The 22624-nt window shown below is 47.2% G+C and carries 36 protein-coding genes; 8 read left to right on the forward strand and 28 right to left on the reverse strand.

Going from position 1 to position 22624, the window contains the following annotated elements:
• Positions 1-81 precede the first annotated feature (81 nt).
• From V6C93_RS14720 to V6C93_RS14820, 21 genes are all read right to left on the reverse strand, one after another.
• Complete coding sequence (locus tag V6C93_RS14720) at positions 82-1599, reverse strand: hypothetical protein (RefSeq protein ID WP_333477415.1); 1518 nt, start codon at positions 1597-1599, stop codon at positions 82-84.
• Positions 1600-1649: 50 nt separating this feature from the next.
• Positions 1650-2165, reverse strand: a complete 516-nt coding sequence (locus V6C93_RS14725) for a hypothetical protein (RefSeq protein WP_333477416.1) — start codon at positions 2163-2165, stop codon at positions 1650-1652.
• Positions 2131-2613, reverse strand: a complete 483-nt coding sequence (locus tag V6C93_RS14730) for a hypothetical protein (protein WP_333477417.1) — start codon at positions 2611-2613, stop codon at positions 2131-2133. Before V6C93_RS14730 ends, V6C93_RS14725 begins: the two co-directional genes overlap by 35 nt.
• Positions 2610-2858, reverse strand: a complete 249-nt coding sequence (locus tag V6C93_RS14735) for a hypothetical protein (protein WP_333477418.1) — start codon at positions 2856-2858, stop codon at positions 2610-2612. Before V6C93_RS14735 ends, V6C93_RS14730 begins: the two co-directional genes overlap by 4 nt.
• A 1-nt stretch (position 2859) precedes the next feature.
• Positions 2860-3222: a hypothetical protein gene (locus V6C93_RS14740; RefSeq protein ID WP_333477419.1), complete on the reverse strand. Its 363-nt coding sequence runs from the start codon at positions 3220-3222 to the stop codon at positions 2860-2862.
• 42 nt (positions 3223-3264) lie between these two features.
• The gene (locus V6C93_RS14745; RefSeq protein WP_333477420.1) at positions 3265-3483 is read right to left on the reverse strand and encodes a hypothetical protein; all 219 of its coding nucleotides are present in this window, start codon (positions 3481-3483) and stop codon (positions 3265-3267) included.
• 2 nt (positions 3484-3485) lie between these two features.
• Positions 3486-3617: a hypothetical protein gene (locus tag V6C93_RS14750; RefSeq protein WP_333477421.1), complete on the reverse strand. Its 132-nt coding sequence runs from the start codon at positions 3615-3617 to the stop codon at positions 3486-3488.
• A 101-nt stretch (positions 3618-3718) separates the two neighbouring features.
• On the reverse strand, positions 3719-4315 hold the full coding sequence (locus V6C93_RS14755) for a hypothetical protein (RefSeq protein WP_333477422.1): 597 nt from the start codon (positions 4313-4315) through the stop codon (positions 3719-3721).
• Complete coding sequence (locus V6C93_RS14760; protein WP_333477423.1) at positions 4275-4694, reverse strand: hypothetical protein; 420 nt, start codon at positions 4692-4694, stop codon at positions 4275-4277. The genes V6C93_RS14755 and V6C93_RS14760 overlap by 41 nt, the downstream gene beginning before the upstream one ends.
• A gap of 197 nt (positions 4695-4891) precedes the next feature.
• Positions 4892-5137: a hypothetical protein gene (locus V6C93_RS14765; RefSeq protein ID WP_333477424.1), complete on the reverse strand. Its 246-nt coding sequence runs from the start codon at positions 5135-5137 to the stop codon at positions 4892-4894.
• A gap of 69 nt (positions 5138-5206) precedes the next feature.
• Positions 5207-5401 (reverse strand): hypothetical protein, encoded by a 195-nt coding sequence (locus V6C93_RS14770; RefSeq protein ID WP_333477425.1) that lies wholly within the window; start codon positions 5399-5401, stop codon positions 5207-5209.
• Positions 5385-5564 carry a hypothetical protein gene (locus V6C93_RS14775; RefSeq protein WP_333477426.1) on the reverse strand — a complete coding sequence of 60 codons (180 nt, stop codon included), beginning with the start codon at positions 5562-5564 and terminating at the stop codon, positions 5385-5387. Before V6C93_RS14775 ends, V6C93_RS14770 begins: the two co-directional genes overlap by 17 nt.
• Positions 5561-5875, reverse strand: a complete 315-nt coding sequence (locus V6C93_RS14780) for a hypothetical protein (protein WP_333477427.1) — start codon at positions 5873-5875, stop codon at positions 5561-5563. Before V6C93_RS14780 ends, V6C93_RS14775 begins: the two co-directional genes overlap by 4 nt.
• A gap of 1 nt (position 5876) precedes the next feature.
• On the reverse strand, positions 5877-6110 hold the full coding sequence (locus V6C93_RS14785) for a hypothetical protein (protein ID WP_333477428.1): 234 nt from the start codon (positions 6108-6110) through the stop codon (positions 5877-5879).
• Between the two features lie 16 nt (positions 6111-6126).
• Positions 6127-6291 (reverse strand): hypothetical protein, encoded by a 165-nt coding sequence (locus V6C93_RS14790; protein ID WP_333477429.1) that lies wholly within the window; start codon positions 6289-6291, stop codon positions 6127-6129.
• Positions 6292-6333: 42 nt separating this feature from the next.
• Positions 6334-6621 carry a hypothetical protein gene (locus V6C93_RS14795; protein WP_333477430.1) on the reverse strand — a complete coding sequence of 96 codons (288 nt, stop codon included), beginning with the start codon at positions 6619-6621 and terminating at the stop codon, positions 6334-6336.
• Positions 6557-6703 (reverse strand): hypothetical protein, encoded by a 147-nt coding sequence (locus V6C93_RS14800; protein ID WP_333477431.1) that lies wholly within the window; start codon positions 6701-6703, stop codon positions 6557-6559. Before V6C93_RS14800 ends, V6C93_RS14795 begins: the two co-directional genes overlap by 65 nt.
• On the reverse strand, positions 6703-6945 hold the full coding sequence (locus tag V6C93_RS14805) for a hypothetical protein (RefSeq protein WP_333477432.1): 243 nt from the start codon (positions 6943-6945) through the stop codon (positions 6703-6705). Before V6C93_RS14805 ends, V6C93_RS14800 begins: the two co-directional genes overlap by 1 nt.
• A gap of 51 nt (positions 6946-6996) precedes the next feature.
• Positions 6997-7125 carry a hypothetical protein gene (locus tag V6C93_RS14810; protein ID WP_333477433.1) on the reverse strand — a complete coding sequence of 43 codons (129 nt, stop codon included), beginning with the start codon at positions 7123-7125 and terminating at the stop codon, positions 6997-6999.
• Positions 7112-7252 carry a hypothetical protein gene (locus tag V6C93_RS14815; RefSeq protein ID WP_333477434.1) on the reverse strand — a complete coding sequence of 47 codons (141 nt, stop codon included), beginning with the start codon at positions 7250-7252 and terminating at the stop codon, positions 7112-7114. The genes V6C93_RS14810 and V6C93_RS14815 overlap by 14 nt, the downstream gene beginning before the upstream one ends.
• Positions 7253-7338: 86 nt before the next feature.
• Positions 7339-7485: a hypothetical protein gene (locus tag V6C93_RS14820; protein ID WP_333477435.1), complete on the reverse strand. Its 147-nt coding sequence runs from the start codon at positions 7483-7485 to the stop codon at positions 7339-7341.
• 133 nt (positions 7486-7618) lie between these two features.
• Here V6C93_RS14820 and V6C93_RS14825 point away from each other — a divergent pair, with 133 nt between their 5' ends.
• Positions 7619-7825 (forward strand): hypothetical protein, encoded by a 207-nt coding sequence (locus V6C93_RS14825; protein WP_333477436.1) that lies wholly within the window; start codon positions 7619-7621, stop codon positions 7823-7825.
• Positions 7826-8334: 509 nt separating this feature from the next.
• Entirely contained in the window at positions 8335-8916 is a 582-nt protein-coding gene (locus V6C93_RS14830) for a hypothetical protein (protein ID WP_333477437.1), read from the forward strand.
• 140 nt (positions 8917-9056) lie between these two features.
• Here V6C93_RS14830 and V6C93_RS14835 read toward each other — a convergent pair whose 3' ends face one another.
• From V6C93_RS14835 to V6C93_RS14850, 4 genes are all read right to left on the reverse strand, one after another.
• Positions 9057-10178, reverse strand: a complete 1122-nt coding sequence (locus tag V6C93_RS14835) for a transposase (protein WP_333477438.1) — start codon at positions 10176-10178, stop codon at positions 9057-9059.
• 318 nt (positions 10179-10496) lie between these two features.
• Positions 10497-12074, reverse strand: a complete 1578-nt coding sequence (locus V6C93_RS14840) for a group II intron reverse transcriptase/maturase (protein WP_333477439.1) — start codon at positions 12072-12074, stop codon at positions 10497-10499.
• A 486-nt stretch (positions 12075-12560) separates the two neighbouring features.
• Positions 12561-13937: a transposase gene (locus V6C93_RS14845; RefSeq protein WP_333477440.1), complete on the reverse strand. Its 1377-nt coding sequence runs from the start codon at positions 13935-13937 to the stop codon at positions 12561-12563.
• 43 nt (positions 13938-13980) lie between these two features.
• Complete coding sequence (locus V6C93_RS14850) at positions 13981-14901, reverse strand: phosphoadenosine phosphosulfate reductase family protein (protein WP_333477441.1); 921 nt, start codon at positions 14899-14901, stop codon at positions 13981-13983.
• A gap of 13 nt (positions 14902-14914) precedes the next feature.
• Here V6C93_RS14850 and tnpA point away from each other — a divergent pair, with 13 nt between their 5' ends.
• Positions 14915-15328, forward strand: a complete 414-nt coding sequence (gene tnpA / locus V6C93_RS14855; RefSeq protein ID WP_333477442.1) for an IS200/IS605 family transposase — start codon at positions 14915-14917, stop codon at positions 15326-15328.
• 385 nt (positions 15329-15713) lie between these two features.
• Here tnpA and V6C93_RS14860 read toward each other — a convergent pair whose 3' ends face one another.
• On the reverse strand, positions 15714-15944 hold the full coding sequence (locus V6C93_RS14860) for a helix-turn-helix transcriptional regulator (protein WP_349262717.1): 231 nt from the start codon (positions 15942-15944) through the stop codon (positions 15714-15716).
• A gap of 178 nt (positions 15945-16122) precedes the next feature.
• Here V6C93_RS14860 and V6C93_RS14865 point away from each other — a divergent pair, with 178 nt between their 5' ends.
• Genes V6C93_RS14865 through V6C93_RS14885 form a run of 5 tightly spaced genes read left to right on the forward strand, consistent with a single transcriptional unit; the run spans position 16123 to position 19683 of the window.
• Positions 16123-17712: a hypothetical protein gene (locus V6C93_RS14865; protein ID WP_333477444.1), complete on the forward strand. Its 1590-nt coding sequence runs from the start codon at positions 16123-16125 to the stop codon at positions 17710-17712.
• A gap of 2 nt (positions 17713-17714) precedes the next feature.
• A complete protein-coding gene (locus V6C93_RS14870) occupies positions 17715-18119 on the forward strand; it encodes a hypothetical protein (RefSeq protein ID WP_333477445.1) in 405 nt (134 codons plus the stop codon).
• Between the two features lie 14 nt (positions 18120-18133).
• Complete coding sequence (locus tag V6C93_RS14875; protein WP_333477446.1) at positions 18134-18424, forward strand: hypothetical protein; 291 nt, start codon at positions 18134-18136, stop codon at positions 18422-18424.
• Positions 18425-18465: 41 nt separating this feature from the next.
• Positions 18466-18801, forward strand: a complete 336-nt coding sequence (locus V6C93_RS14880) for a hypothetical protein (protein WP_333477447.1) — start codon at positions 18466-18468, stop codon at positions 18799-18801.
• 45 nt (positions 18802-18846) lie between these two features.
• On the forward strand, positions 18847-19683 hold the full coding sequence (locus V6C93_RS14885; RefSeq protein WP_333477448.1) for a hypothetical protein: 837 nt from the start codon (positions 18847-18849) through the stop codon (positions 19681-19683).
• A 51-nt stretch (positions 19684-19734) separates the two neighbouring features.
• Here the strand turns inward: V6C93_RS14885 and V6C93_RS14890 are convergent, their stop codons facing one another.
• Complete coding sequence (locus V6C93_RS14890; RefSeq protein WP_333477449.1) at positions 19735-19929, reverse strand: hypothetical protein; 195 nt, start codon at positions 19927-19929, stop codon at positions 19735-19737.
• The coding region (locus V6C93_RS14895; protein ID WP_333477450.1) for a Dam family site-specific DNA-(adenine-N6)-methyltransferase at positions 19926-22624 on the reverse strand (2699 nt) is incomplete at its 5' end. The genes V6C93_RS14890 and V6C93_RS14895, both read right to left, overlap by 4 nt.

Below are 22624 nucleotides of genomic sequence, written 5' to 3' on the forward strand. Positions count from 1 at the left end.
CAGTCTGTCAGATTTGTCTGGTGTCTGGATGTCAGTCAGGAGCCAGAAGCCTTGTCAGCTCGACTCCTGACGAATGCGTCTTCACTTAGCGAGAAAACTGACAGCAGAGTCAGATTTGCCTTCTTCCTCGATTTCTCCTAATCCTGTATCTGCCAACAAACCAAAATATTGGCGGATGTTTTTGGCTCCTTTCCCTTTGAGGACAGTAAAGTCTTTTCGCTGCACCTCTCGCACCGTTACCCATTCATTTTGCTTCTTGGCGTAGAGGTAAATGGTTTTAAGTGGTTCTTGTAATCTGCATTCTTCCTCTGGTTCAGATTCTGAATGAGTAACAACAGGATTGCCCAACAAATCTAGCAAGTACTTCTCGGTTAACCACTCAGGAATTTGACCTTCTTCTTGAGAGCCATCTAGCCAGGTAATATGGAATTTCCCAGTGGGACGGATTGTTTCTAATCCATCTTCGTCCTCTACTAATTCACCAATTGTTTCAACTCGCACTGTGCCGTTTAGAAATACCGTTACGAGTCCTTTAGAACCAGGGAGAAAAGCTGCGGTTTCACCATGAACAATAAAAATCGGATATTCTCCGAACTTCATTGTTTCTCTTAGGCAGCTCGTCAAAACAGATTTAATTTCATCTTCGGGCATCACCTGATCGAATAATCCAAACTCATCCCAGACAGTAGTGTTGGAATTAATCCGGCAAGCATGAACTCTATCTGCTAATCCTCTCCACTCTCGGTAGATAGCATCGTAATCGCGCTGTCCTGTGGGAGTAACTCCTACAACTTTGAAAACGTCTGGGTAGGGGTTTGCGGGTTCGTAGTGCGGCGTGCTGGCAATGACGCGATGGTCATCGATTAAAACCATCCTAAGCAGACACATAAGTTTTGCCATTGTGCTTTTCCCGGTTCGCTGTTTCCCCACCAACCGAGCTGGATGACTCTTCACTAGTCGAAGCATTCCTGGGCATTCCCCTTTAAGCTTGTCGATCAAATCCCGCTTGGCTCGGTTGGTCACCTGGGGAAGCTGTGGGGTAAAACCAGACTGTTGCTTCGATTCACTCTTGGTTGTGCGGGGGCTACGTTGTCGAAGCATATCCTCATCTCCAGTGGGTTGTCTGTCGCCATAGAATGTCCATCCAGTAGACTGCTCATCTTCTGTCTCTTTAGGGGGATAAACAGCTTCTGGAGGCTCTTGTCTAGTTGTTCTTGATGATTTGCTTTGAACCTTGGTTTCCTCCTGTCTAGGAGGCTTCTGCGAGTGTCTGACAGGTACTTCTTCCTCGTACTCGTATCCCTCTCTTTCCTCGTCGTTGTAGACGGTTTCTGCCTGCGTGTCTACAACGGGAGGAGTCTTCTTGGTTTTAGTTTTCCCCTCACCCAAGCTCACCAGGTCGTTCCAGGCTATTAGTCCTACCACAATCGCCAGTGGTGCTTGCGCGATCGCCCAAGCCGCAAATCCCAGACCAAGGGAGGCAACTGTGATGAACGCCTTATCCTGTGTCAGCCTCCCCAGCAGGATTGGAGATTCTCCAAAATCATTCTCAAATTCCAGATTGTTCAGCAAATCATCCATCTTTTGTAGGTTAGACATAAGTAGTAAAAAGCCCCTATTAAGGGGCGGCTAAACAACAGTTGAAGTAATCACTTCTTGAGTATTTTGTAGATAAACTCAAACGCAAAAGCGGTAATGACTGAAAGGACTAAATTCCACCACAGCACTGAGTCTGGACTCCAGTAGGGGAAGTCTTCTGCTAGGGCTGTGTAACCTCCTTCATAGGGAGGAAAATGTAGGAATATAATAGAAAACTCCCAAGCGTAAATGATGGGTCGTCTCTTTTTAATCCATTCAATGTCTGCCATTTCTAGGTATTGGGTTAAAGCCCAAAGTCCAGTTGCTAGAAACGACAGCGATACTTCATTACTGGACAGCCACAACAAACAGCCCCCTAGGAAAGGGACACGGGTTAGAGAGCTTAAAAGGGGGACAAAGGTAATAGCCGCTTTCATTTGTTTAGCTACAGCTACCCAAGGCTGAATATTAAGCAAACCAACAAAGGTGATGGTGCTATAGAATAAGAATCGTCCAAGCCCTTTGATTTTCGCTCTTGAGCTTCCGCCTTCTTTACTTTTGCTTGTTGACCTTGCGGCTACCGCCATTTTTAGAAGCTCCTTTTATCTGACTAAATAATTTGTCGTACTCTTGTTTTTCGTTGAGCGCTACTCGGACGATAGAAGAGATTGAGCCATCTTCTGCAATTGTTGCTGTTTCGCCTAGTGAATTGCAGATAAAAACGCCAGGTCTTAGGGGTCTTTTTAATTGATTGTCTAAAACCATCTCCCCTTCGATGTAATAACCATCTTTTCTGGTCTTAGCGTCAACTGTTTGAATGCAGTTCGACTTCAATCTTTCTAAAGCTACTTTGGAGAATCTACGAGCATTCTTGGCCTGCTCTCGTAGCTGTCTACTTTCGGATGAAGCCGTAGTTTGATTGGTACTGATTGTGCTTCCTTCCTGCACTGTGGCTCTTAACACCTCTCCTTTTGAGATAAAGATAGCGAGTAAAGAGCCACCTATTATGAGGTGAGAAAATATTTTGATTCTCATCGCAAACTCCTAACGCAAAGGTCTCCCACCTTTTCATATCTTTCAATTAACTCTTCCCATTCAGGGACTTCTTTGAGGTCAAAGTTTGCATCTTGGTCAAGAACTAATGTGTGTCCTGAGTCTTGCCAAATAAAATCTTCGTCATACTCATACTCTCGCTCTTCGAGGTAAACTGAGATGTCGGCTAAAAGTTGCCAATAAGCTGAGTCGTGAGTGAAATTGATTCGTCTTCTTGTAGCTACCATGTCACCCTACTAGTTGCGCTGTTAGCGCTTCGATTAACCGCTCAATATCTCGCTCAGAAAATTCATTTGCAACGAGCTGAATGTAATCGGCCAAATCCGCTTGTTCATCCCAGATGTTGAGGTCGTCTCCACCAGCGCCAACAATGCAGCTATCAATACAACTGACGGAACTACCCTCTTCAATCCAGTCTTGGTAGATGGCTTGGTAGGCGGCTAAGGCACCCCTAAAAACCAGCTTCCATTTACGCTCCAAGTTTTCAAACCGAGACCCCCAATGTTCTTGCATTTCCTCAAGGATTTCTTGAGTGTTTTTGTCTTGGCTGCTGACATAGTATCCGATTGACCTTGCACTGCTTGAAACCATTGTTTTCTTCCTTCTTGGCTAGTTTGTTTTTGCCAGTAAATACTAAGGTCGTAATTCCCAGTAGCTTTCATCAAAGTCGTCGTCGTTTTCGATCACTATGCGACCGCCAGAAAGAACATATTCTATTTCTAGTTTTTGCCATTCTGAAGACTCTCTTAGGTAAAGAATGAAATCAATTAAGACTTCAATGAAGTTGTCACCAAAACGCCAGTTGTAGTTATTTGGGTCTTCTGCTACTAAATATTGTTCAATTGCTTTCACTTTCAGTCACGTCCTCCTAACCACATTGCTATTCCCAAAAGAGCAGCAGCTGGCAAAGCAGCAAAGCCAAGGGTAGCGCCAGCAACGCCAGCAGCAGCAGTTAATCCAAGTCCAACAGCTAGATGTCCGGTCACGTCTTTTTCTCCTGAATGGTGGTCGATGCTTTTAACAAGGGAGGTTCTAAGCTTTGGGTCTCTCTCCAGAACCTCCCGCAATGCGGTAAGTTGAGCTGGGGTTAACGAGTCAATACTTTCGTTCTGCGATCGCGTAAGTTTCCCAAGTCCCCCAGCTCGTTCAGTTTTCCCAGTGTCCCCGCTCTACGGCTTGCACGCTTGGAGTCAAGGCTGGCAAGCATGACCTCCACGCTCTCAAATTCAGTCTGGTGGGACTTTACGAACTCCGTCAGTCTCCGCTGGTCGTTCTGCTCGTAGGCTTCCTCAATGGCGTCCCACTTCTCTTCGGAGAGTGCGGTGCCGACCATCATCCCAATCTCGAAGCCTAACTGGGTGAGAACGTTAGTGAGGCCGGATAGGCGATCGCGGTTGTACTCCTCGTTGGTCGCGAGAACTTGGGGGGACTGTTCAGTGAGAGCAGCTTCTGGTTTCTGCTCAGTTAATGCAGGGCGATCCAATGCTTGCTGCATCTTGTCCCGCAGGAGCTTAACCAAGGTTGAATCAATCTCTTCATACTTGTCCGGATTCACCAGTTCATCCCCTGGCTCCTCTCCGTTCTGCTTGATGTGGTCGCCCAACTCTACAAGAGCGAAGTTCATGTCATCCACTGAACCGAAATTAAGCGACGAGAACACGTTTGATTTTGCGAGCTGTGCCATTGGTTTCAATACCCTTTCTTAAGTGCTGGAAGTTCTCCTGAGTCAGGAGTTTTTGATTGTCGATGGAGATGAAAAACTTTATTACTTCTGTACGATCGCCGGTGAACACCACCAGAAATCGACAAAGGAGTAGAAGCCAAGTACGGTAAGGGTTGAGTCTTACCCGTCCACCCCGCCCTAAGGGAAGTAAAGGGGTGATCTGAATGGTCTCTTTGTAGGAGTCACACCATTCCAAAAGAATCTTTTCGTCGTTGTGGATTGTGTTGTGATGGACGCCGAGAAATTGTGCGAGGGCAACCCTAGTAAGATTGCGTTGGTTGATAAAATTCGCTAACACAATTTGCGCCCTATCCCATGCTTGTCTCTCCGCTTTATTCATGTGCGCGATCGGTCAATTTTGTGAGATTGTTGTTTCTCCTTCTCAAAAGGCAAACTCATACCGACTTTGAGTAAGGTTATTATTTTGTCGAGGTTCTGGGGTATTTGTGAATTGTGTACAACTCACATCCATGTACAAAGAATAAAAAATCGCCCCTAGGGGCGGCGAGAACCAGTGGTTACAAAGTAGTTTTTGTTTTAAGCAACGATTCGGGGCTTTCCGGTTAACTCCCAGAGTTGGTGCATTGTACGAGCCGCTAAACAAAAGCCTCGGTCGGGTGAGCGAGCACCGTTGAACCAGCGCCGAACCGTCACGTAATCCACGTCAAACACCGCAGCCCCTTCTTTGTAGGAGAGTTGCCAATAGTTAATAAAAGTGATGGGATTGTCGATTTCCTGGGTGGTTATATATCGACCACCTCCTATGGTTTTTTGAGTCATCATGGTTGTTGTAAGTTATTGACGAATAGATGCGATCGCGCTGGTTTGAGTCCTTACGCGATCGCTGGTTTCCTACTGTTGTGAAATTCCGTCAGGCGATCGGCAATCCTGACCATTGCTCGTCAGCACACATTGCTGGTCAGCTCCGGATTCTTGTTGAGCAGCCTGCTGTGCTGCGTGTGAGTTGCATCCGGTCAGCGAGGTAACAACGGACATGGCAGCTACCCACAGAACTATTTCAATCGCGGCTCTAATTGCGTGTCTCATGTTCCTCCGTTGCATCTGCTACCCCAAAAATCTGCATCAGCTCGGCATCCGTTGATTCTTCCAGTGAGGGTTTACAAACCAACGTCTCGCGCCACACCGAAAGAATAAGTTTGATGCGATCGCGTTGGGCAGGGGTAAGTATCAGAGTTTGTTGGTCTGTCATATTGACTCTGCTAAAGTTTGAATGAGCTGCGCGATCGCGTTATCTTCCAATTGCCAGCACTTAGCTAGCCGCTCTTTCACCTCCCGATGTCCCAGCCAGACAACTGATGGAACAGAGTCGATAGCATCGTCCATTAACTCCCAAGTGAAGTAAGGCATCTCTAACTGTTTGAGAAGCTGGAACTGGGTCAAGGTGGCGAGAATGGATAATTTTAGTTGCGATGAGATGTTCTCGAAATTCTCGCCACACATCTCTTTCAAGTCACCAATGAGCGAGAGTGTTGTGAAATCTTTAGCGGTCAATGTTTGCATATCAATCCTCAACGGTTCCTAGTAGTTCTTGAACAAAAATTTCCTGTTCCAGTCTTCTTCCCACTTCTGGCAAGGTCATCTCCTGAACACGGGTTAATTTCTCAAACTCGTCGGCCAGCGCTAGCCAGAATGCGTATTGGTCAAGATATTTGTCTTTGATTTCAACTGCGGTCTGCTTGAACGCTTCCTGTTCGGTCTTGGGGAGCTGTGAGGTTAAGGTTTGAGTTTGTTGCATTTTGTTTGGAGGATGCTTACTGGACATTAACGACGTGGAAGCCACCGGAGTTGAGAGCATTCTTGGCGGCCCAGTACTCTCGCTGAGTGCAAGGGACTTCTTTTCCGTTTTCTACTCTGAGCCAATACTGGCTACAAGCATTTGTGGGCTTAACATCGACGGCGACAACTTTACTTGGCATAAAGCACCTCTGAAATCTTTACTGCATTACTGCGTTACTGCATTAAAATGGTGAGGAGTAGATGCACCCTGTATTTTTGGGAAAGCCGCCTATGGGATCGCAGGGCGGCTTTTTATTGCAAAGTTTCACCCAAAGACGCGACAAAGACGCGATCGCGTTTCGATATCCAACTACTTTGTTGGGGTCTGACTGCTGCCGGCACAACCGCTCTAGTTCAAGAACAATTTTTTTTGCACGGCGATCGCAGTCGCCTTTTTCTGGGCACTCAGTTGACGCGATGGTCTGCGCGATCGGTTGTACTGGTATCGCTGGTGGTTGGTGTTGAATCATCGGGAAAGTAGTTAATAGGTTGTTCTTCCGGTTCAGGTTCCGGCTCTGGAGTTACAAGTTGTGAGTGAGATGCTAAGTCCATCAGTTCAACCCCAGTTCTCGCTTTAGATGTTGACAAAGCTCTCCAAGGGTGTTGAATCCAAAAACGCAGTTTCCATCGGTGTCAAGCAGCCAGCCTGACCAATTCCCCTTTATCCGAATGCTGAAGTCTTCACCCTGTAGCGTATTTAAGTCGTTGAGTAAATTGATTGCTGTCGTAAAATCCATCATGAATTGCTGCAAAGTTTTGACAAAATGCGCGATCGCTAAAATGAAACAAGGCAAAGTTCACCCTGGAAGCAGCCGCTCAGGATGCCGAGCGGCTTTTACTACCCGTTAAGGCATGTGGGTGTACTGCTGGAATTCTTGGTAAATATCTGCGATCTGCTCCTGCGTGGGCTTGGGTAAAGACTTGATTAGATTCGCAGCCTTGCGAGCGGCTTTCTTGGTCTTAGCTTTGCTCATTGCTTTGCGCGGACTCCGTTTCGTTAGCATTGTCGGCTAATTCTTGAGCAGCATCAAAGTTGCCTTTCCCTACTTCTTCGTCAGCGAGTTGGCGTAGGTCGTCAGCGCTGTATGTGAAATCTGGCATGAAATACTTGTGCCTTCTTTGTAGGTGTGTTCTATGCGGTGATTGACACTCGCACCCGTTAGGGTCAGTGCAAGCGTATGAACTGTTCATGACCTGGGTTTGCCGCCCCTAGCGCGAATGGCATCCCGTAAACTATCGCCCGTATCGTTGGTGCGATCGCGCTCGTCTTTCTCGTCAGGCTTGTCACTACCTGAACCTTTTTGACCTAGTAAATCTTTGTCGTTTGATGGCATAATTAGTTAATCCGTAAAGGGTTCCGTTGCCGTCGCCTAGTCCAGTTGAGCGGCAACGGTTTGGGCAATCTTCGGGAATCGAACCCTCTTTGAAGCGCCAGCGATCGCATGTCGTTTGCCTACGGACACAGTTATGAGCGAAAAACCCGGTGAGTACAAGGTTGAGAAATCTGAACCTAAAAAAGCTTTGGTCTATCCAGTTCCGCGTAAATCTAGAATTGTAATTTCGTCTAACGATGGTGAAACCATCACAGCAGAAGATTTACACGTGATCGCGATTCAATTACTCGTGGAAAACCCACAACGCAAATTGGAATACTGGATTAGGCTGATCGAATAGGTTTGATTGCTCACTCAATAGGTATACTCGGCCTGGTTCGCTCCAGGCTTTTTTGTGCGCGATACTTTCTCCCAAAACCTGAAGGCAGGCTGCCACCCGATCCTTACTCACCTTTACCAGGCGATCGGCGTGGCTATGCAGTTTTCAAGGTTCTGTTTGGTAGTTTTTGCAATGCGCTTTAACCTACGCGTGAGTTCACAAGTAGGCTAAACGTTGAATTAGGCTAGTCGATTGCTTTTGCTGGATAGCGCCAACCTAGGGTGTCCCAGGTTTTTTGTGATCGGATGTAGCGCGATCGTTTTAGTCGTGATGCGTTAAGTGTCGGCATACAATAAATTAGCCCTCCTTCAGGGAATGCTGGGGGTGGGTTAGCTCTCGGTAGGCATTCGCGGTGCTTTACCGGGGGCGCTGATTTATTTCAGTATACATTTATTTTGGTGCGCTGGTAACGCACTTGATAAAAAGTACAATAGAGGCTAATCAACATTTAGCGGAACCTAGGATTCGTTATGAGCGATAAGCCCAACTCCATAGAAGAACTAGAGCAGTGGCTAATCAACCACGCAGATGACGGGAAAATTGAGGGACAGCCCGTCATTGAAACAGGGACAATCGAAATACGTTCTGGATTTGTCCCTGGAGACTTATATGATGAAGCTTTGTTGCGTGGTGCTGCGTTGTCGTTCAATAAGTCGGAAATAGGTATTAATGCGCTCATACGTTTCTTGAGCGTAAACATCACCAATATGATTGAGGCTGGTGTCCTCAAGATGGGAGAGTATGAAGCCAGAACAGAGTTTCGTGCTTATATTCCGACTGGGCTGCACAACTTGGTGATGCGAAGGAAAGATCAGCTTGGTTTATCCAATTCTCAAATCATGACAATCTCTCTCAGTCTCTTTGTGAATGATTTGGCGATCAATGAGCTATATCAACAGTATTTAGACGCCTTGAGCGAAAAGTATGGATTGAGTACCAATCAAATTGAGCAAAAGATCTTTGATTTCCGACGCTATCAGGCGAGAGTGAAGCGACTTGAATTGTCTAAGGCTAAGGGGGAGTTTGTGAGCGATCGCAAGATTGCAACTTGATTTTGGTACTCATGCCAAAAAGCGATCGCCAGATGTCTATTGACATCCTCACATTACTGCGGCATTGAAGTAACATAGAAGCAATAACGAGGTAAAAGCAGTAGTCAACAACCCCACCCACAAGGGGATGGGGCTTGTTCCTAGCCGAAGTTATCGACTGAAACAATAGGCGCATTGACTGACGCCCTAAGCTTGAGAAAGTCATCACGGATATTCATTGATGCGTTGTAGTCGGCATGACACTCAAAACCGCATTTTTTACACCGAAAATCAGCTTGAGTTGGGCGATTACCTCGCTCAATGTGTCCACACTGACTACACTTTTGAGATGTGTAGCGTGGATCGACAAACCCGACGTTTACACATGCCGCTTCAGCTTTGTAGGTGACAAATGCCTGGAACTGAGCAAAACTCCATCCATGCAGTCTACGACGTTGAGCCTTTCTCATCTTGGCTCTGCCGCGAATATTCGTGAGGTCTTCAAAAACCAAGGTTGCACCGGACTCTACCGATTGAACCAAACGCTTAGAAAGCACATGGTCGCAATCTTTTCTGAAACGTTTCTGTTTGCCAGAGAGCTTTTTCAAGTGTCTCTTGGCAGACTTCGTGCCTTTAGATTGGAGTCTACGACGCAACTGAAATGTTCTATCTTCTACCTGTTTCCAATGGTCAGAACCATACTTGTTCCCATTGCTGTCAACGGCTGGAGTAGCAATTCCCAAGTCAACTCCAACAACGTGACTCGTTGGTTCAACCTTGGGAGTGTCTGTCTCCATAACGATGTGCAGCCACCAGCGTCCCTTCCGGTCACGCATCAAGTCTGCACTGGTATTTTTCCATCTCAGGAATTGACGATAGTACTCAGCTACCTCGAAGGACAACTTAATTCGTCCTCCAAGTGTGAGAATCGTCAATTCCTGACGGTCAAACCAGACGGTGTAAGACCGAGCATCGTACCGAATTGGACAATGCTTAGATACTGGACACCTAACAGACGAGCCTTTCTTCTTAAAGGCTTTAGCCGATTTCAAGGCTTCAGTTGCTTTCACTCTGGCTGCACAGACCAATTGAGAGGGCAAACCCGTCTCTAGTCGATGTTCGTAGTAAGTCGCTTTATGCAACTTTACGCCATTGGTCAGGTTAGAATCCCACCCGTACTTGCAAACAGCATTAAACGACCAAGTGTATTGCTCAATCGTTTGAGAGAGAGCCTGTGCTTCTTGGTCGCTTGGCTTAAGTTGCAGTCGGATGGTTCTTTGCATACAGATAGTATACTTCATATATGAGTGCAGATATCTGTCTTGCACAAAATTTGTCTAAGGAAGGCGTTACACCGCCCCGCCTGGAAACCCCGCCCACAAAGGGACGGGGTTTCCAGGCGGGAAGACTTTTATGAAGCCAGAAGATATTGATTGGAATGCGATCGCGTCTCGACTTCCCAAGGTGGAAGACACCCGAATCCAGACAGGCAAAATAGCGGTTGATATCTCCCCTCCTTGAAAGAGAGGGGATTCTGAGCTGATGTTACGCGGCGGTCTGAAGACACGCCGCTCCACATTTGTTTGAGTCGAGGGAGGGTATTACCCCTCGCCCCTCTCAGTTAAATCTGGACGTGCGCCTTTCGGTGCATCCAGCTTCCGATAATCTTGGCTCATGCCTTTGCTCATGTGAAGGTAATCGTGGCAGGACTCATGAATTGCTACCAGATTACTAGGCTTCCAATTGTTGTGGTTGCCGTCAATGTGGTGGAGATGCACCCTTTCTTCATCGTTGAAGAGTAATCCACATTGTCCACATGTATGATGCTGTCTCTTGAGTGCCTTGGCTGTGGCTCCGTCGTATTTATCGGAGTTTCTCTTGCTCCAGTAGATGATATCTCCGTCGAAGGGGCTTTTATCTCCCTTGACATTGACGTGTTTGTTTTCCGAATAAGGAACTCTTGGGAATGCCTTCTCTATTAAGGCTGTAACCTGATAGCGGTTGAGCTTAGCTTCCTTATTAAAAACTTTCCATGTTCTGTGGTCTAGGTACCACAGGGAGAACCTGGAACCGTCCATCTTGCAATAGCGGTGGTAGTTTCTCCATCCCCTGATGATAGGAGCAAGTTTCTCGGCCTTGATTTTTGCACCATAATTCGAGCTGTTGACAACGTGTTTGACCTTTAATTGGAAGGCTTTGAAATTCTCCTCTGAGGGAGTACATCTGAACTTCCCATTTTGCTGCACCCTGAAATTCCATCCGAGGAAGTCAAATCCGTCTGTCGAGGCTACCAGTTTGGTCTTGGAGGCTTTTACGTTCAACCCCCGAAGCGCTAGGAACTCTTCCACCTTAGTTAGGACTTTGGCGGCATCATCGTTAGGCTTAAGAATGAACACCATGTCGTCGGCGTATCTCACCGAGTTGTAGATGTCTTCGATTCCGTCAAGTGCTATATTTGCCAGTAATGGGCTAATAACGCCGCCCTGGGGTGTTCCCTGGTTGGGGAAGTCTGGATTTATTCCGGACTTCAAGCACCTCCATAAGCCCGTTTTAATGGACTGTGGGGCAATTACTTTGCTCATCAGTATGGCGTGGTCGATGCGGTCAAAACACTTTTCAATGTCCAGTTCAAGAATTCTCTTGCTCAACCCTCCTTTGTTTGAGCAGAGATTTAGGAACAGTATTTTCTGGGCATCGTGCGCCGCTCGTCCGGGTCTGAACCCGTAACTTCTGGCATGGAATAGTGCTTCGTGTGCTGGTTCGATGGCGTACTTGGCGAGACACTGCCAAGCTCTATCTGAAATCGTAGGAACCTTTAGGATTCGCTTAGTACCATCCTTCTTTGGGATTGGAATTTCTCTAAGTCCTTGATGCTCCCAGTGATGCACCCTGCCTTTAAGCAGTTCGTTCAGCTCAAAGCGTTCTCTGAAACTGAGACTTGCTTTACCATCTACACCAGCGGTTTTCTTACCCTGATTTAATTGCGTCACTTGACGAATAGCCAATAACCTAGCGCTTTGGCTCCTCAGAATTAGCTTCTGAAGATTTCTGGCTCGTGCCTTGTCTTCAGCTCGAATAGCTTTCCACAATCTGACTTGTAGGCGGAATAGGTTGCGCCGGAATTTCTTCCAGTCCAACTTTCTCCAAGATTCACTATGATTGCTCATGTGCCTAACCATGCTCTACTTACCTTCTTGGGTTCTGATTACCTCAGCGAAATTACTCGCTGTCCTACCCGAAGCTTGAGGCTTCCGCGTCCTGTCTCGCCTACTGGAGTTTCGACCTGCTCCAGACTCAAGCGTCGTTTTTATTCGTTCCCCTTCCCGATTGACTGACGATTTAGGGCGGTTCAATTTGCCTATTCTCTTCTCAGGGATGCCCTTATCCGCAAGATACAGGGCGAGAATATAGAGAATGAAGTCCCCATTTTGTGTTCAGATTGTGGCTTTCATATAAGACACTTTTCTAGAACCTGTTTACCCATGTCGTCTCCCCGTTAGCGCCAGGGTGCCTATCTGCTTCAGCCCTGGTTGCGCCCTGTTCCCAGCTTCACTCTGCAAGATTCCAGGCTTGCTCGGTGTGGGCAGATTGGGAGTCACATCACCCCAGATGGGCAGGACTTTAACCTGCATCTAGGAAGGAGTTATGAGGGATTTACCCTCACCTCAGTTTATGGATTCGCTGAGAACGAATCGCACCTCACGGTATGATTTAGACAATCCCTTGAACAAATCAATCCGTTGCGGGAGTATCAATGCTCCCCTACCCAACTCGGCTAAGTCTAAACCTAGCTGTGTGGTTACTTTTCTAGCTATGTTTGCTGCTCCGTTCGCATCGGAGTTAATCAGCCAACCCGAAGCTGTTCTGTACAATCCACGTTTTACCCTTTGACCTGACGGTTTCCATCCTGCGGGTTTTTCACCATGCTTGTAGAGGGTATCGCCATCCAGGTAAGACGCTTTTGACGTGTATGCTTCCTCCGTAATTGTTAGTTGTATTCCGTATTCTGGACAGAGCTGCTTGAGTCGTTCGATGAGTCGCTTTGTGGGGATAACTACAAAGTTCTGATTGTTCCGTTTGCCCATGTTGGAGCCGCTTTTCTGTCCTTCGTTCCAGCCAACAACGAGGTTTCCAACTCTGTCATTGAGGCATTGATTAACAATAAACCTAGCTGCCTTGTTAACAGCGTCACGCATCTGGCTGTTACGCTTGCGCTGCACTCTGTCTAAATTAGAGTCCCAGTAAAAATCAGATTTACCCTGTTTGTACTTGGCAACTAAACGGCAATATCCCTGATTCGTCGCTTTGAGCTTACGCCCGTCGATAATGAGACTTTTGCCACGAGTCGAAACACCCGTCAGCCAGTTTGTGCCACCATGATCGAAACTCCAAGCCTGTGAGTAATCCAGGTTAGGGTTGTGGGCAATCGCTTCCTTGCCATCGTCAATCACCCAATCAATCCACAGTTCGCCGTAATTGGGACGAATTGTTACTTCTTTGACCCAGTCAGAATCAATGAACTCTGGGAGATGCAAAGCAATATCAGTGATGAGATGCGGTTTCGTCTCTCTGCTAATTGATGGGTAAAAGCAACCCTCTTTGTAAGTCAAGGCTTGGCGAGGGAATGTAACAGCAGCAAGTCCTCCCTTTTTCCTGTACCTTGGCAACGACGGTCTATCAACTTCTCCTCTGTAGTAGAGATTAACCAGCCCGTTGTAGCTCCCAATCGACTCACCAACTGTCTTTAAAGTCTGTTGTGCTGACTGAGCCGCCATCGCTTTGTAGTGCGGATTCTCCTTGAGAACCTTGTCTAACTCAGGGTAAGTTGTATGGCATTTGTAGGTTTTCCATCCGTAGCAAAGTTCATCGCCACGCCAGTAAGTTGTAAACGCATTACCCTGCTGCTCAAGCTTACTGTAGTGCGTTTGCTTGGTGTAATAAATCGCGCAATTAATCAGACTATTGGCGTGTTCGCATTGGTCAACCCAAAACGCTTGTTCTTCCTGGGTAAATCTAGCCCTAACTGGAATTGTCTTGTACAAATTGTTCCCTTTGTTTAGGTTGACAGCGCATTTGTGACGGTTTTTAAGTATTCTCTAAACACGAGTGACACATTGGTTGAAAGTCTGCGTCAAACAGCCTTAACTGACCTCGCTTTTCAAGCGCCCACTGTTTAGGAACTGGTTCGCCCCAGCCCCAAAAAAACTTTTTCTTTACACGAGCTTCTAATCTGTCAATCCATTGACCCCATTCGGGATATATTGCCGAGGCTTCATTTCTTACCTGCTGACTTTGGGTTGTGCCACACAAACACTCGCCAGAGCGACACAGTTCTTTGTTAACTGGGTTGATCGGACACTTCTGTTCGCCACAAAGCGCTTGGCAGTCTGTTTTTTGCCAATGATGAATGACGTTTACCCAAACATTGTTAATCCTGTCGCCGTCAGTCCGAATCTCTTTGCCTGCAAGGTTTTTTGCTCGGTTGTTAGACTCCGCAATCCTTGCACCATTGATTAATAAAATTTTTCTTCCCCTTTTACCTTGACGAATGTGTTTGGAAAGTGCGTGACTGTAAGCACTCTTTTTAAGAACATGGTAGGCATAAGAATGTGCTGAATTTTGACCTGTGCCTACCCCAAAAAATCCCTTTCTCAATACATACTGTTCGTAAGAATCTTTGGCGTCAGCCTCTATGTAAGGTATGCCAATTGACTCAACATACAGTCTCACAAACTCAGTCGTTTCTTTAATTCCTGTGCGGGTGTTCACATGGAGGATGTAATCAGGTTTAACACCTAGCACCAAGCAGACTTGAAGCGCTGCCATAGAATCTCCTCCACCAGAGAACATCAAAACCTTTGCATATGGTTGATGAGCCTTGATGGCTTTGTCTAATATTTCTGCGCTTTGTTTTAACAGTGGTTCGCTTGCATTCATTCGTGTAGCGGCTATTTGCTTTACATCGCTGTTGTTTTTCAGTATAGTTGCTACAACAGCAGTAGTCAACAAAATTCCGGAAATGGCTAAACTTTCAAAAGAAGATTATGAGTATCGGCGTACAGACAATTCAGTGTCATTAATCAATTATCATTTTGTGTTTGTACCTAAGCGGCGCAAACCTGTGCTAGTCAAGGCTGTAGCTCACCGATTACAAGAGATTATCTTCGAGCTGGTTACAGAGCATGGATGGAAACTAATTGCACTGGAGGTTCAACCCGACCATGTTCATTTCTTCATTAATGCTCCTACCCATGAATCCCCTGCTGATATTGCACGGTGGGTCAAAGGCAGAGCATCGCATCACCTAAGAAAAGAGTTTCCAGAACTAAAAAAACTACCTGCGCTATGGACTCCGACCTATTTTGTAGCAACGACAGGTCAGGTCAGCACCGAGGTAGTTAAAAAATACATTGAGAATCAACGTGGCAAGTAGCGGATACACTGGGCTAAAGCCCTAAGTCGCTTTCATCCCCTCGCTAAAGCGGAGGGGTTCTCAGCTTTTATGTGTTTTCGTTAACTCTTCTGTGCTTTCATCCCCACACTCCGCTACGCTGCGTATGGGGACTTCCCGCACAGAAGAGTTAAAGGTTTCAACAGCGCCTTAATCCAGGGATTCTTGTTTCTGAGGATACTCTCATTTACCCCACACTCCCTTTGAGCCATTAGCGATGCGGACTGTAGGCTACCGAATCTTTCTATCGCAAGTTGCTCTAGTTGCGTGAGTGTGAGCTTGCGGTACTTCTTTTCTTGTGACATGGTTATCTTTTTTGTGTGTTTTTCTAGCGGTTTTCATTAGACCGAAATTGGCGAAGGTCTTGTCATATCTCAACCCCAAACTCCTTACCTAAAGCAGCTTCAATCCGACGAAGCACCTCTATAGGTACAGCTTGAGACTCTTTCTCGATCCGACTCCAGTTCTGAGGCGACATCCCAGCCGCTTCACAAATCGCCTTGAGCGTTCGATGGTCATTCTCTCTAGCTTGTTTGATGCGTTGTCCCAGTCCCGGAACATCCACCTCTATTACCTTGATTATCTTCAACGCCTGCATACCTTAACCTCGTCAATTACAACGTATCAAGTTATCTCATTAAATATTAACACTTATCCTGTAATCAGTTCTCACGTAACATGTTAAAATAATAAGTAAGCAAAAGGCGATCGCGCACGGTCTGGAAAACTCACGCGATCGCCCTTGCCAAATAAAAGCAGTGCACACTTAGAGCATCATGATAGCATCAGCCTCCCTCGTATCGCACAAGCAGCGCATCACCAGGAAGTTCCTCGGCTTTCTACAGCGCACGTTCAAAGACCTGTTGGACATTGGTAGTGAACTGTCCACGCTCAAGTCAGAACTCTGCCGCAAGGAGTTCGGAGAGTACCTGAATGAGGAGTTCAGGGGAAGTAAATATCTAGCAGAAACCGCGATCGCGCTTTCCTCTTGGTTCTCTCAACTCAGCGATCGCGTGCAATCACACATCCTCAAGGCCAACTCCATCCAAACCTTAACCAACTGGTCCTTGGCTGCATTACGAGAGTTACCCAAAGTAGGGGAAGAGGTAGTGCGATCGCTGCTCAAGCTTGGTGCCGTTACAGTCAAAAAAATCCGGGAAGTCGCCGGCACACCCACCAAAACCAGAAAGCCAGCCCCAGCCACCGAAGTGTTGGAAACCAAGCTTCAGGAATCCTGGCAACGTCTGCACAACTTAGAAGTGGAACTGTATGAAGCGGATTCCATCTCACGAGACAGCATTAAAGTTGCTATTGAGGTGGCGAACAAGGATTTCGCCTATTGTGCTGGGAAACTGGGTATTAGCGTTGGTGAAGCCCTGCGACGGGTCAAGGGGGATATTGCCGTTGTCAGCCAGCAAGAAATTGACCAACGAGTAGAAGCCGCGATTGCGCAGAAACGTGCCGAGGTGGAGGAAGCACTCACCCAAACCCAAACCCAAGCCGAACAAGAAGTCCGAGCGATGCACGCGCTGAAGCTCAAGTACGCTCAAGAAAATGAGCAGCTTAAATCCCAGCTCCAGCAGATTCAGGAAGTGTTACGGGAGAAAGAACTTTATCGGATTCGGGTGGAAGAGTTGGAACGCGAGCTCGCCAAGGCACGGCAGGTAGAAGATGTGGTGAAGGAACGCATCGCGCCGGTGTTGCAGCAGGTCGCTGAACTGAAAGAGGAACGCGATCGCCTGCTGGCTCAACTGGCAGCAACCCAACCGGAAGAACCTGTAAAAATCAGCCCTGAAGAGTGGAAGAAGCTCCAAGCTCGAAGAGTTGAAGCTGATTTAACAGTAGAAGAGTTCGCCAAGATTGCGCTTGTACCCTACAGCCATACACGGGGTAGCGATATTCTGGAATCCCAAGTTGGTGAGGTGTGGGAACGTTTAGAGCGCCACATTGAGGAAAAAAGCGATCGCGGCAGTACCAAGCGCATGACGATGAGCTACGGCGAAGCGCAACGGTACGGGATGAAAAACTATGGGGAAAAGAGCGATCGCGAAGCACAGCGATTAGAAGCTGAAACCCTTTCCGTGTATCACCCAGAGAAAGCTAAGTTGTTAGCCCAGATGCAAAAAGAGGTATTGAAGTATGGGTTAAAGCTGCGCGATTTAGTGGCTGAGCCGTTTAGTGTTTGTGTTTGTACTGGCGATTTGAAGCGGGTTTTGGCGAAAATGTCATTAAGCGTGTTAACCAACGTCTTGCAGGCGCAGCAGGTAATTGACGGACAGTTGGGTAGGGCGATGCCAATTAGCTCGTTTACTGAACTGATGCAGACTCTACAAAAATCCCAACACGAGCAACTGGAACTGTTCTAAAAGTGAAACAGATATTTAACTTTCCCCTCCCTCCCACACTTAATGAACAGATTCGGGAGGCTCGCGCCCATTGGGCAATTTCAGCCAAGACCAAAAAAGAGTGGACTGGGATAGTTGCCCAAGAAGCATTCGGTACATCTCAATTTACTGGCAAAGTGTGGATGGATTTCGTGTGGGGATTGCGACGATTTGATCGCGATCCTGACAACGTAGCTGCGGCAGCCAAATACATTTTGGACGGTCTAAAAGTCGCCAAAGTAATCAGAGATGATAACTTAACTGTGATTCAGTCCCCCGTCATCCACTGGTACGAGAAAGACCCCACACCTAGCGTGATGGTCACCATCGCGGATTCCCCTGGTTTTATTTTCGAGCGCATGTCTGTTTTCCAGCAATTAGTTAGCTAATAGGAGCAAGTTACATGTTTGTCACTTCAAGATTTCAGTGGTCTGACAGAGCATTCCGTGAATGTCGTGCATTGCAGAACGATTTTTTATCCAGAATCAGCCTTCAGGCAAATCCCCCATCTTCTGCGGATAGTGTGCGGTTTTATTTTGTGGAATGGGAGTCTGAGGGAAATCGTGGACTTATCAATATAGGTATGAATTACTTACACGCCCAAGGCTTGCCAAACACAGGTGGAACTTGGTTGAGCGAGACATTTGAAAGTGACGGCGTTGTGTACGCGATCGCTGCTGTTTGGTGGGATTAAGCGCTATCCGCTCAACATTGTACAAAAGAGTGAGTTAAGTTATGAAAAGCAAGAAGAAAAGGCTCGGAAAATATACACCTGCGCCTTGGAAAACTGATGAAATCCATTTTGTTGGAACAGACGAAGAGGACAGTCAGACCATTGCGTATGTGAGCGATCATCGCAACAGAAAACGGAGAACAGAAACTGAAAACAAAGCCAACGCAAAATTAATAGCTACGGCTCCTGAACTACTAGAAGCCGCTAATGATTTTGTGTGTAGATTGGAAGATTCCAGCCTAGACGACATTGAAGAAACACTGTGGCGTCCCGATGGTGATGGTTGGGAGGAACTTACACGGCTTAAAGCAGCAATACAAAAAGCGCTGATGTATTAGCGATCACGCAGGATATTCAACAACTAAAAAACAAGGAGAAATATCATGGTAAAACTCGGATTCCACGCACCCCTAACCCGCCTATATGTATTCATCAAGAATGAAGGTAACGCCCTTTGGTACTACCTCGACGACGGGAATAAAGTCTACATCCATGAGACCGCCATCACCGGCGTACTCAAGCACTTTGAGGTGAAGGAGGCTAACACTAGTTTTGGGGACGATGTAAAAGCTGACCTTGAGATTATGGCAGATCGCCGCTATGTGCTCCGGTCAGGTGTTGATACCGCCTTCACCAAAGGAATGCTCATGACGATCGCGGCCCTATCAGACGAGCAACTCAATCACCCCCTCACTTTGGAACTCAAGCCAGGGGAGAAGAAGGGTAATGTCTTAGTTAGTGCTCGTGACCCTGAAACGTTTGAGCCTATCAAAACGGGAACTTGGGGAAATGCCAACTGGGATGAATTAATGAATCAAGCCTTATCTAGATTTGGTGGTGTAGTTGTACCTCCCAGTCCACCACAAAGACCTGCCACTCAACCCGTACCTATATCAACCAATCGCCCAGCCCTGTACCAACAGCACAACCACTTAATTAAGGTTGTGCGATCGCGTACTGGACATACACAAGCCCAAATCGCTGCTTGGTGTCAAAAATACAACGCAGGCGCTCCCGATCAACTTCCCCCTGAGATTTGCCGACAACTTGTTGACTCCTTGGTTTTAAGCTGGGGTGACAACCATTTCCAAACTCCTGAGCTTTGTGAAAAGTCCTACTTCGGCAAGGTCAACATTCTCGTTAACGGTGGGATGGGATTGGGTGACGCGATTGTTTCTTGGATGGATGGTGTTACCAATGTGCCAGTCGGTAGCCGATAGGTAACACTTTCGTACAAAAAACCCCCTCAATCAACATCGAGGGGGTTTTTGTCAGGGTGCCAGGAGAGTATCGCCTGAAGAGTTCGGAGTGTTGCGTGAAGTGTCGATCGCGTCAATGCGATTCAGGTAGCCGCAGTTAGTGCAGTACAGGAACTGTCCGACCTCAAACGATTTGCTACCCACAGCCCACCAGTATTTGCACTGGTCGCAGGAGAAATGGTGCAGAAGCTCTTGGTTGGCTTTCATAACCCGTGAGTGGCTTGTAGTGCTTCAAACAGCGATCGCGCTTCCTCACTGGTTAAGCACTCAACATTATCTGCAACTAACCGTGCCGCCTGCACCAGAGACGCATCACAACTGTTAACTTTCGCCTCAATGCAGCTCAACATCTCAATGTCGTCTGGGTCAAACGTTTCTACCTGTTCTCCCATTGCTTCCAGAAACCGTAGCTGTCCCCGTTTGAGAGTGATGGTGCCGTCCATGTGGCGGGACATTAAAGATCGGACGCGATCGCACACCAACAAAAATTCTTCTCCAACCACTAACTCTTCTAAATTTTCAACCTTCACTAGGAGCTCCTTGTCCCAGACCTTAACAACACACTGTCTGGTTTTCACTTCACTGACAATACTCCAGCATCCGTCATATCTTGCCAGAGTTCCATCCCCTTTCTTCATAATCTGGCAGATGTCGCCTACCTGCCAAGGGTTGTGGTAGTCTCCACGTTCTGCATGGCGATCGCATATTTCAGCAACAACGTTCCTCACCTTCTTCCCCGACGGGCGTTTCCCATCTTGGGTCAATTCTTCCCAAACCTCAACCTTCTGTTCATCATCAACCAGTCGTGACAGCGGGTAAGCCTGCTCACCACTACTCGGCAGCAACTGACAACCATTAGTTGTCAAAACATCCACCACCTTAGCAGCGGCTATCTTCTTATCCCCATTTTGGTGAGAGAAGCCAAATCGGTCTTGGCAGTACGCCTCCCAAGTGGGGTGGGTTGAGCGGTAGAGTCTGCGATCGCGCAACTGTTTCAACGCCTTACCGGCTTCGTAGAATGCGGCCTCAACCTTGCGTTCGAGGTGGATGCGATCGCGTTGCTCATCGTAACTCAGATCTGATTGACAACTATCAGTTGTCAAAGCACTATCATTGGGTTGGTCTAGACGGTGTTTAAGGTAGCTGGTAAGACTAATTAGTTTCTTCTCGGTATTTTTAGTTGCTACCATTTCAGATGCTGGAGCGCGATCGCCTGTTGATGAGATCATACGAGGTGCCTCTTTAATTTGAGTGGTGAAATTTAACCCTCGATACAAGTCGAGGATAAAATCTGTGGCAGCGTTAAATGCCACTATCGGAACATCTAGATTGGAAAGAGCTTCTGCTGCGGCTATTTGGTCAGCTTCGGTGAATGCGCCGAAGTACTGGGTGAAACCCGCGCCGTCGGTGGAGTGGTACGGGGGGTCAAATACTACGAAGTCATCTGACTGGATATGCTGTATGGCGTCTTCCCAAGACTTGACGGCAAATTCCCAATGTTCAATGACCTGCTTGTAATGGGTTAGGTCAGTTTGCCCATGAAACTTTTTGTAATCGCCCCAAGGAACGTTGAAGAACTTTTCCTTGCTGGAGCGGTATAGCCCACGCCAGCATGTGTGGTTGAGGTAATAGAAAAGTTGCGCTTGGTCGAGGTCGCCAGCATTAAAGCGATCGCGACACTCTAGGTAATAGTCTTTATCTGTGCTCAGATCGATAGTCAACCTTCCGTCGGTTTGCACCCACTCCCAAAGTTGGATTAAAAATGGGTTCTTGTCACACAGGTATGCGCGATCGGGTTGTAGGGCTAAGGGGATGGCACCAGAGCCTAACGTTAAGTCGCAGTATCGCCTGTCTCGATGTGACGTGTATAACTCCTGAAGTAATGGAATTGCCCAACTCTTGCCCCCTGCCCACTTCAGGAAGGGCTTAGCAACTTCAGGTTGAGTTAATACAGGTTCTGTAACAGTTGTCACCGTTGGTCGCAGTATGGAAAGCTGCTGATGTTGTCGCGGCGGTTCTTTATACCACTTGGACTGTCTCATGTTCGCAAAATGGTTTTGCCACCACTGAACGTTGTCCCGCCAATAGCCTGTTGCCGCTCTGACGCCTGCTCGGACGCGATCGGGGTACGTCACATCTACAATGGGTCGCTTGCTGTCAGCGCTACAAGTCAGTCCGTATTGATCACAAAACCAAAGTAATGGGGCGCAGGATTCATCGAGCAAGGAGCCATATAAATGAACGTGCTTGATACCTGCGGCAGCAATCAGGGGAATCACTTGGTGTAGAGTTTCCCAGTACGTAGGAAGCCAAGACCGCATTCGTCCCAATATGCACCAGCCACCAAGACCAATCCAATCTTCGGGGGAAGCAAACTCTAAAATTTGCTCCACGCATTCTCTGTACTGGTCTGCTGTTACCCCTTGGCAACCTAAAATGAGTTTTCTAGGCTGTAGGTGATCGCGTTGACTAACCAAGTATCTAGCCGCTTCAACGGTGGTTGTAACGGCAGCCTTGGCATCCTCTTCACTCCAACGGCGCTTAATTTTAGCTCCATCCAACCAAACTTCATCAATAAGTAGGTCATAAGACGCTAAAGCGTAAGCCTGCCACTCAAATAATGCCAACAGACGGCATCTTGCAAAGGGTTGAAATGGTGTTGTATGCGAAACAACTGGGAATTCATAAAATCGGTTGTTTAACCGCGTTGATGCTGTATTTTCCCACTTAAGCTGTCTCGTTAGAGCTTGCTCGAACGTTAAACGGTCTTCTGGTGAATCACTAAAGGCACCAGAGTCAACAAGTCCGATCGCGTCATGCGCTTCTGGGTAGTTTCGAGAATAAGCAGCTGTATAGCAACGATATCCACCTAAGTCTTGAATCTCACCCTGTGTGTTGTTAG

This window comes from Allocoleopsis sp., assembly GCF_036703385.1.
GTDB lineage: Bacteria > Cyanobacteriota > Cyanobacteriia > Cyanobacteriales > Coleofasciculaceae > Allocoleopsis.

Coding starts and splice junctions, on each gene's coding strand:
- V6C93_RS14720 (WP_333477415.1), bottom strand. CDS start 1,599: ATGTCTAACCTACAAAAGATGGATGATTTGCTGAACAATCTGGAATTT.
- V6C93_RS14725 (WP_333477416.1), bottom strand. CDS start 2,165: ATGGCGGTAGCCGCAAGGTCAACAAGCAAAAGTAAAGAAGGCGGAAGC.
- V6C93_RS14730 (WP_333477417.1), bottom strand. CDS start 2,613: ATGAGAATCAAAATATTTTCTCACCTCATAATAGGTGGCTCTTTACTC.
- V6C93_RS14735 (WP_333477418.1), bottom strand. CDS start 2,858: ATGGTAGCTACAAGAAGACGAATCAATTTCACTCACGACTCAGCTTAT.
- V6C93_RS14740 (WP_333477419.1), bottom strand. CDS start 3,222: ATGGTTTCAAGCAGTGCAAGGTCAATCGGATACTATGTCAGCAGCCAA.
- V6C93_RS14755 (WP_333477422.1), bottom strand. CDS start 4,315: ATGGCACAGCTCGCAAAATCAAACGTGTTCTCGTCGCTTAATTTCGGT.
- V6C93_RS14760 (WP_333477423.1), bottom strand. CDS start 4,694: ATGAATAAAGCGGAGAGACAAGCATGGGATAGGGCGCAAATTGTGTTA.
- V6C93_RS14765 (WP_333477424.1), bottom strand. CDS start 5,137: ATGATGACTCAAAAAACCATAGGAGGTGGTCGATATATAACCACCCAG.
- V6C93_RS14770 (WP_333477425.1), bottom strand. CDS start 5,401: ATGAGACACGCAATTAGAGCCGCGATTGAAATAGTTCTGTGGGTAGCT.
- V6C93_RS14775 (WP_333477426.1), bottom strand. CDS start 5,564: ATGACAGACCAACAAACTCTGATACTTACCCCTGCCCAACGCGATCGC.
- V6C93_RS14780 (WP_333477427.1), bottom strand. CDS start 5,875: ATGCAAACATTGACCGCTAAAGATTTCACAACACTCTCGCTCATTGGT.
- V6C93_RS14785 (WP_333477428.1), bottom strand. CDS start 6,110: ATGCAACAAACTCAAACCTTAACCTCACAGCTCCCCAAGACCGAACAG.
- V6C93_RS14790 (WP_333477429.1), bottom strand. CDS start 6,291: ATGCCAAGTAAAGTTGTCGCCGTCGATGTTAAGCCCACAAATGCTTGT.
- V6C93_RS14795 (WP_333477430.1), bottom strand. CDS start 6,621: ATGATTCAACACCAACCACCAGCGATACCAGTACAACCGATCGCGCAG.
- V6C93_RS14800 (WP_333477431.1), bottom strand. CDS start 6,703: ATGGACTTAGCATCTCACTCACAACTTGTAACTCCAGAGCCGGAACCT.
- V6C93_RS14810 (WP_333477433.1), bottom strand. CDS start 7,125: ATGAGCAAAGCTAAGACCAAGAAAGCCGCTCGCAAGGCTGCGAATCTA.
- V6C93_RS14815 (WP_333477434.1), bottom strand. CDS start 7,252: ATGCCAGATTTCACATACAGCGCTGACGACCTACGCCAACTCGCTGAC.
- V6C93_RS14820 (WP_333477435.1), bottom strand. CDS start 7,485: ATGCCATCAAACGACAAAGATTTACTAGGTCAAAAAGGTTCAGGTAGT.
- V6C93_RS14825 (WP_333477436.1), top strand. CDS start 7,619: ATGAGCGAAAAACCCGGTGAGTACAAGGTTGAGAAATCTGAACCTAAA.
- V6C93_RS14830 (WP_333477437.1), top strand. CDS start 8,335: ATGAGCGATAAGCCCAACTCCATAGAAGAACTAGAGCAGTGGCTAATC.
- V6C93_RS14835 (WP_333477438.1), bottom strand. CDS start 10,178: ATGCAAAGAACCATCCGACTGCAACTTAAGCCAAGCGACCAAGAAGCA.
- V6C93_RS14840 (WP_333477439.1), bottom strand. CDS start 12,074: ATGGTTAGGCACATGAGCAATCATAGTGAATCTTGGAGAAAGTTGGAC.
- tnpA (WP_333477442.1), top strand. CDS start 14,915: ATGGCTAAACTTTCAAAAGAAGATTATGAGTATCGGCGTACAGACAAT.
- V6C93_RS14860 (WP_349262717.1), bottom strand. CDS start 15,944: ATGCAGGCGTTGAAGATAATCAAGGTAATAGAGGTGGATGTTCCGGGA.
- V6C93_RS14865 (WP_333477444.1), top strand. CDS start 16,123: ATGATAGCATCAGCCTCCCTCGTATCGCACAAGCAGCGCATCACCAGG.
- V6C93_RS14875 (WP_333477446.1), top strand. CDS start 18,134: ATGTTTGTCACTTCAAGATTTCAGTGGTCTGACAGAGCATTCCGTGAA.
- V6C93_RS14880 (WP_333477447.1), top strand. CDS start 18,466: ATGAAAAGCAAGAAGAAAAGGCTCGGAAAATATACACCTGCGCCTTGG.
- V6C93_RS14885 (WP_333477448.1), top strand. CDS start 18,847: ATGGTAAAACTCGGATTCCACGCACCCCTAACCCGCCTATATGTATTC.
- V6C93_RS14890 (WP_333477449.1), bottom strand. CDS start 19,929: ATGAAAGCCAACCAAGAGCTTCTGCACCATTTCTCCTGCGACCAGTGC.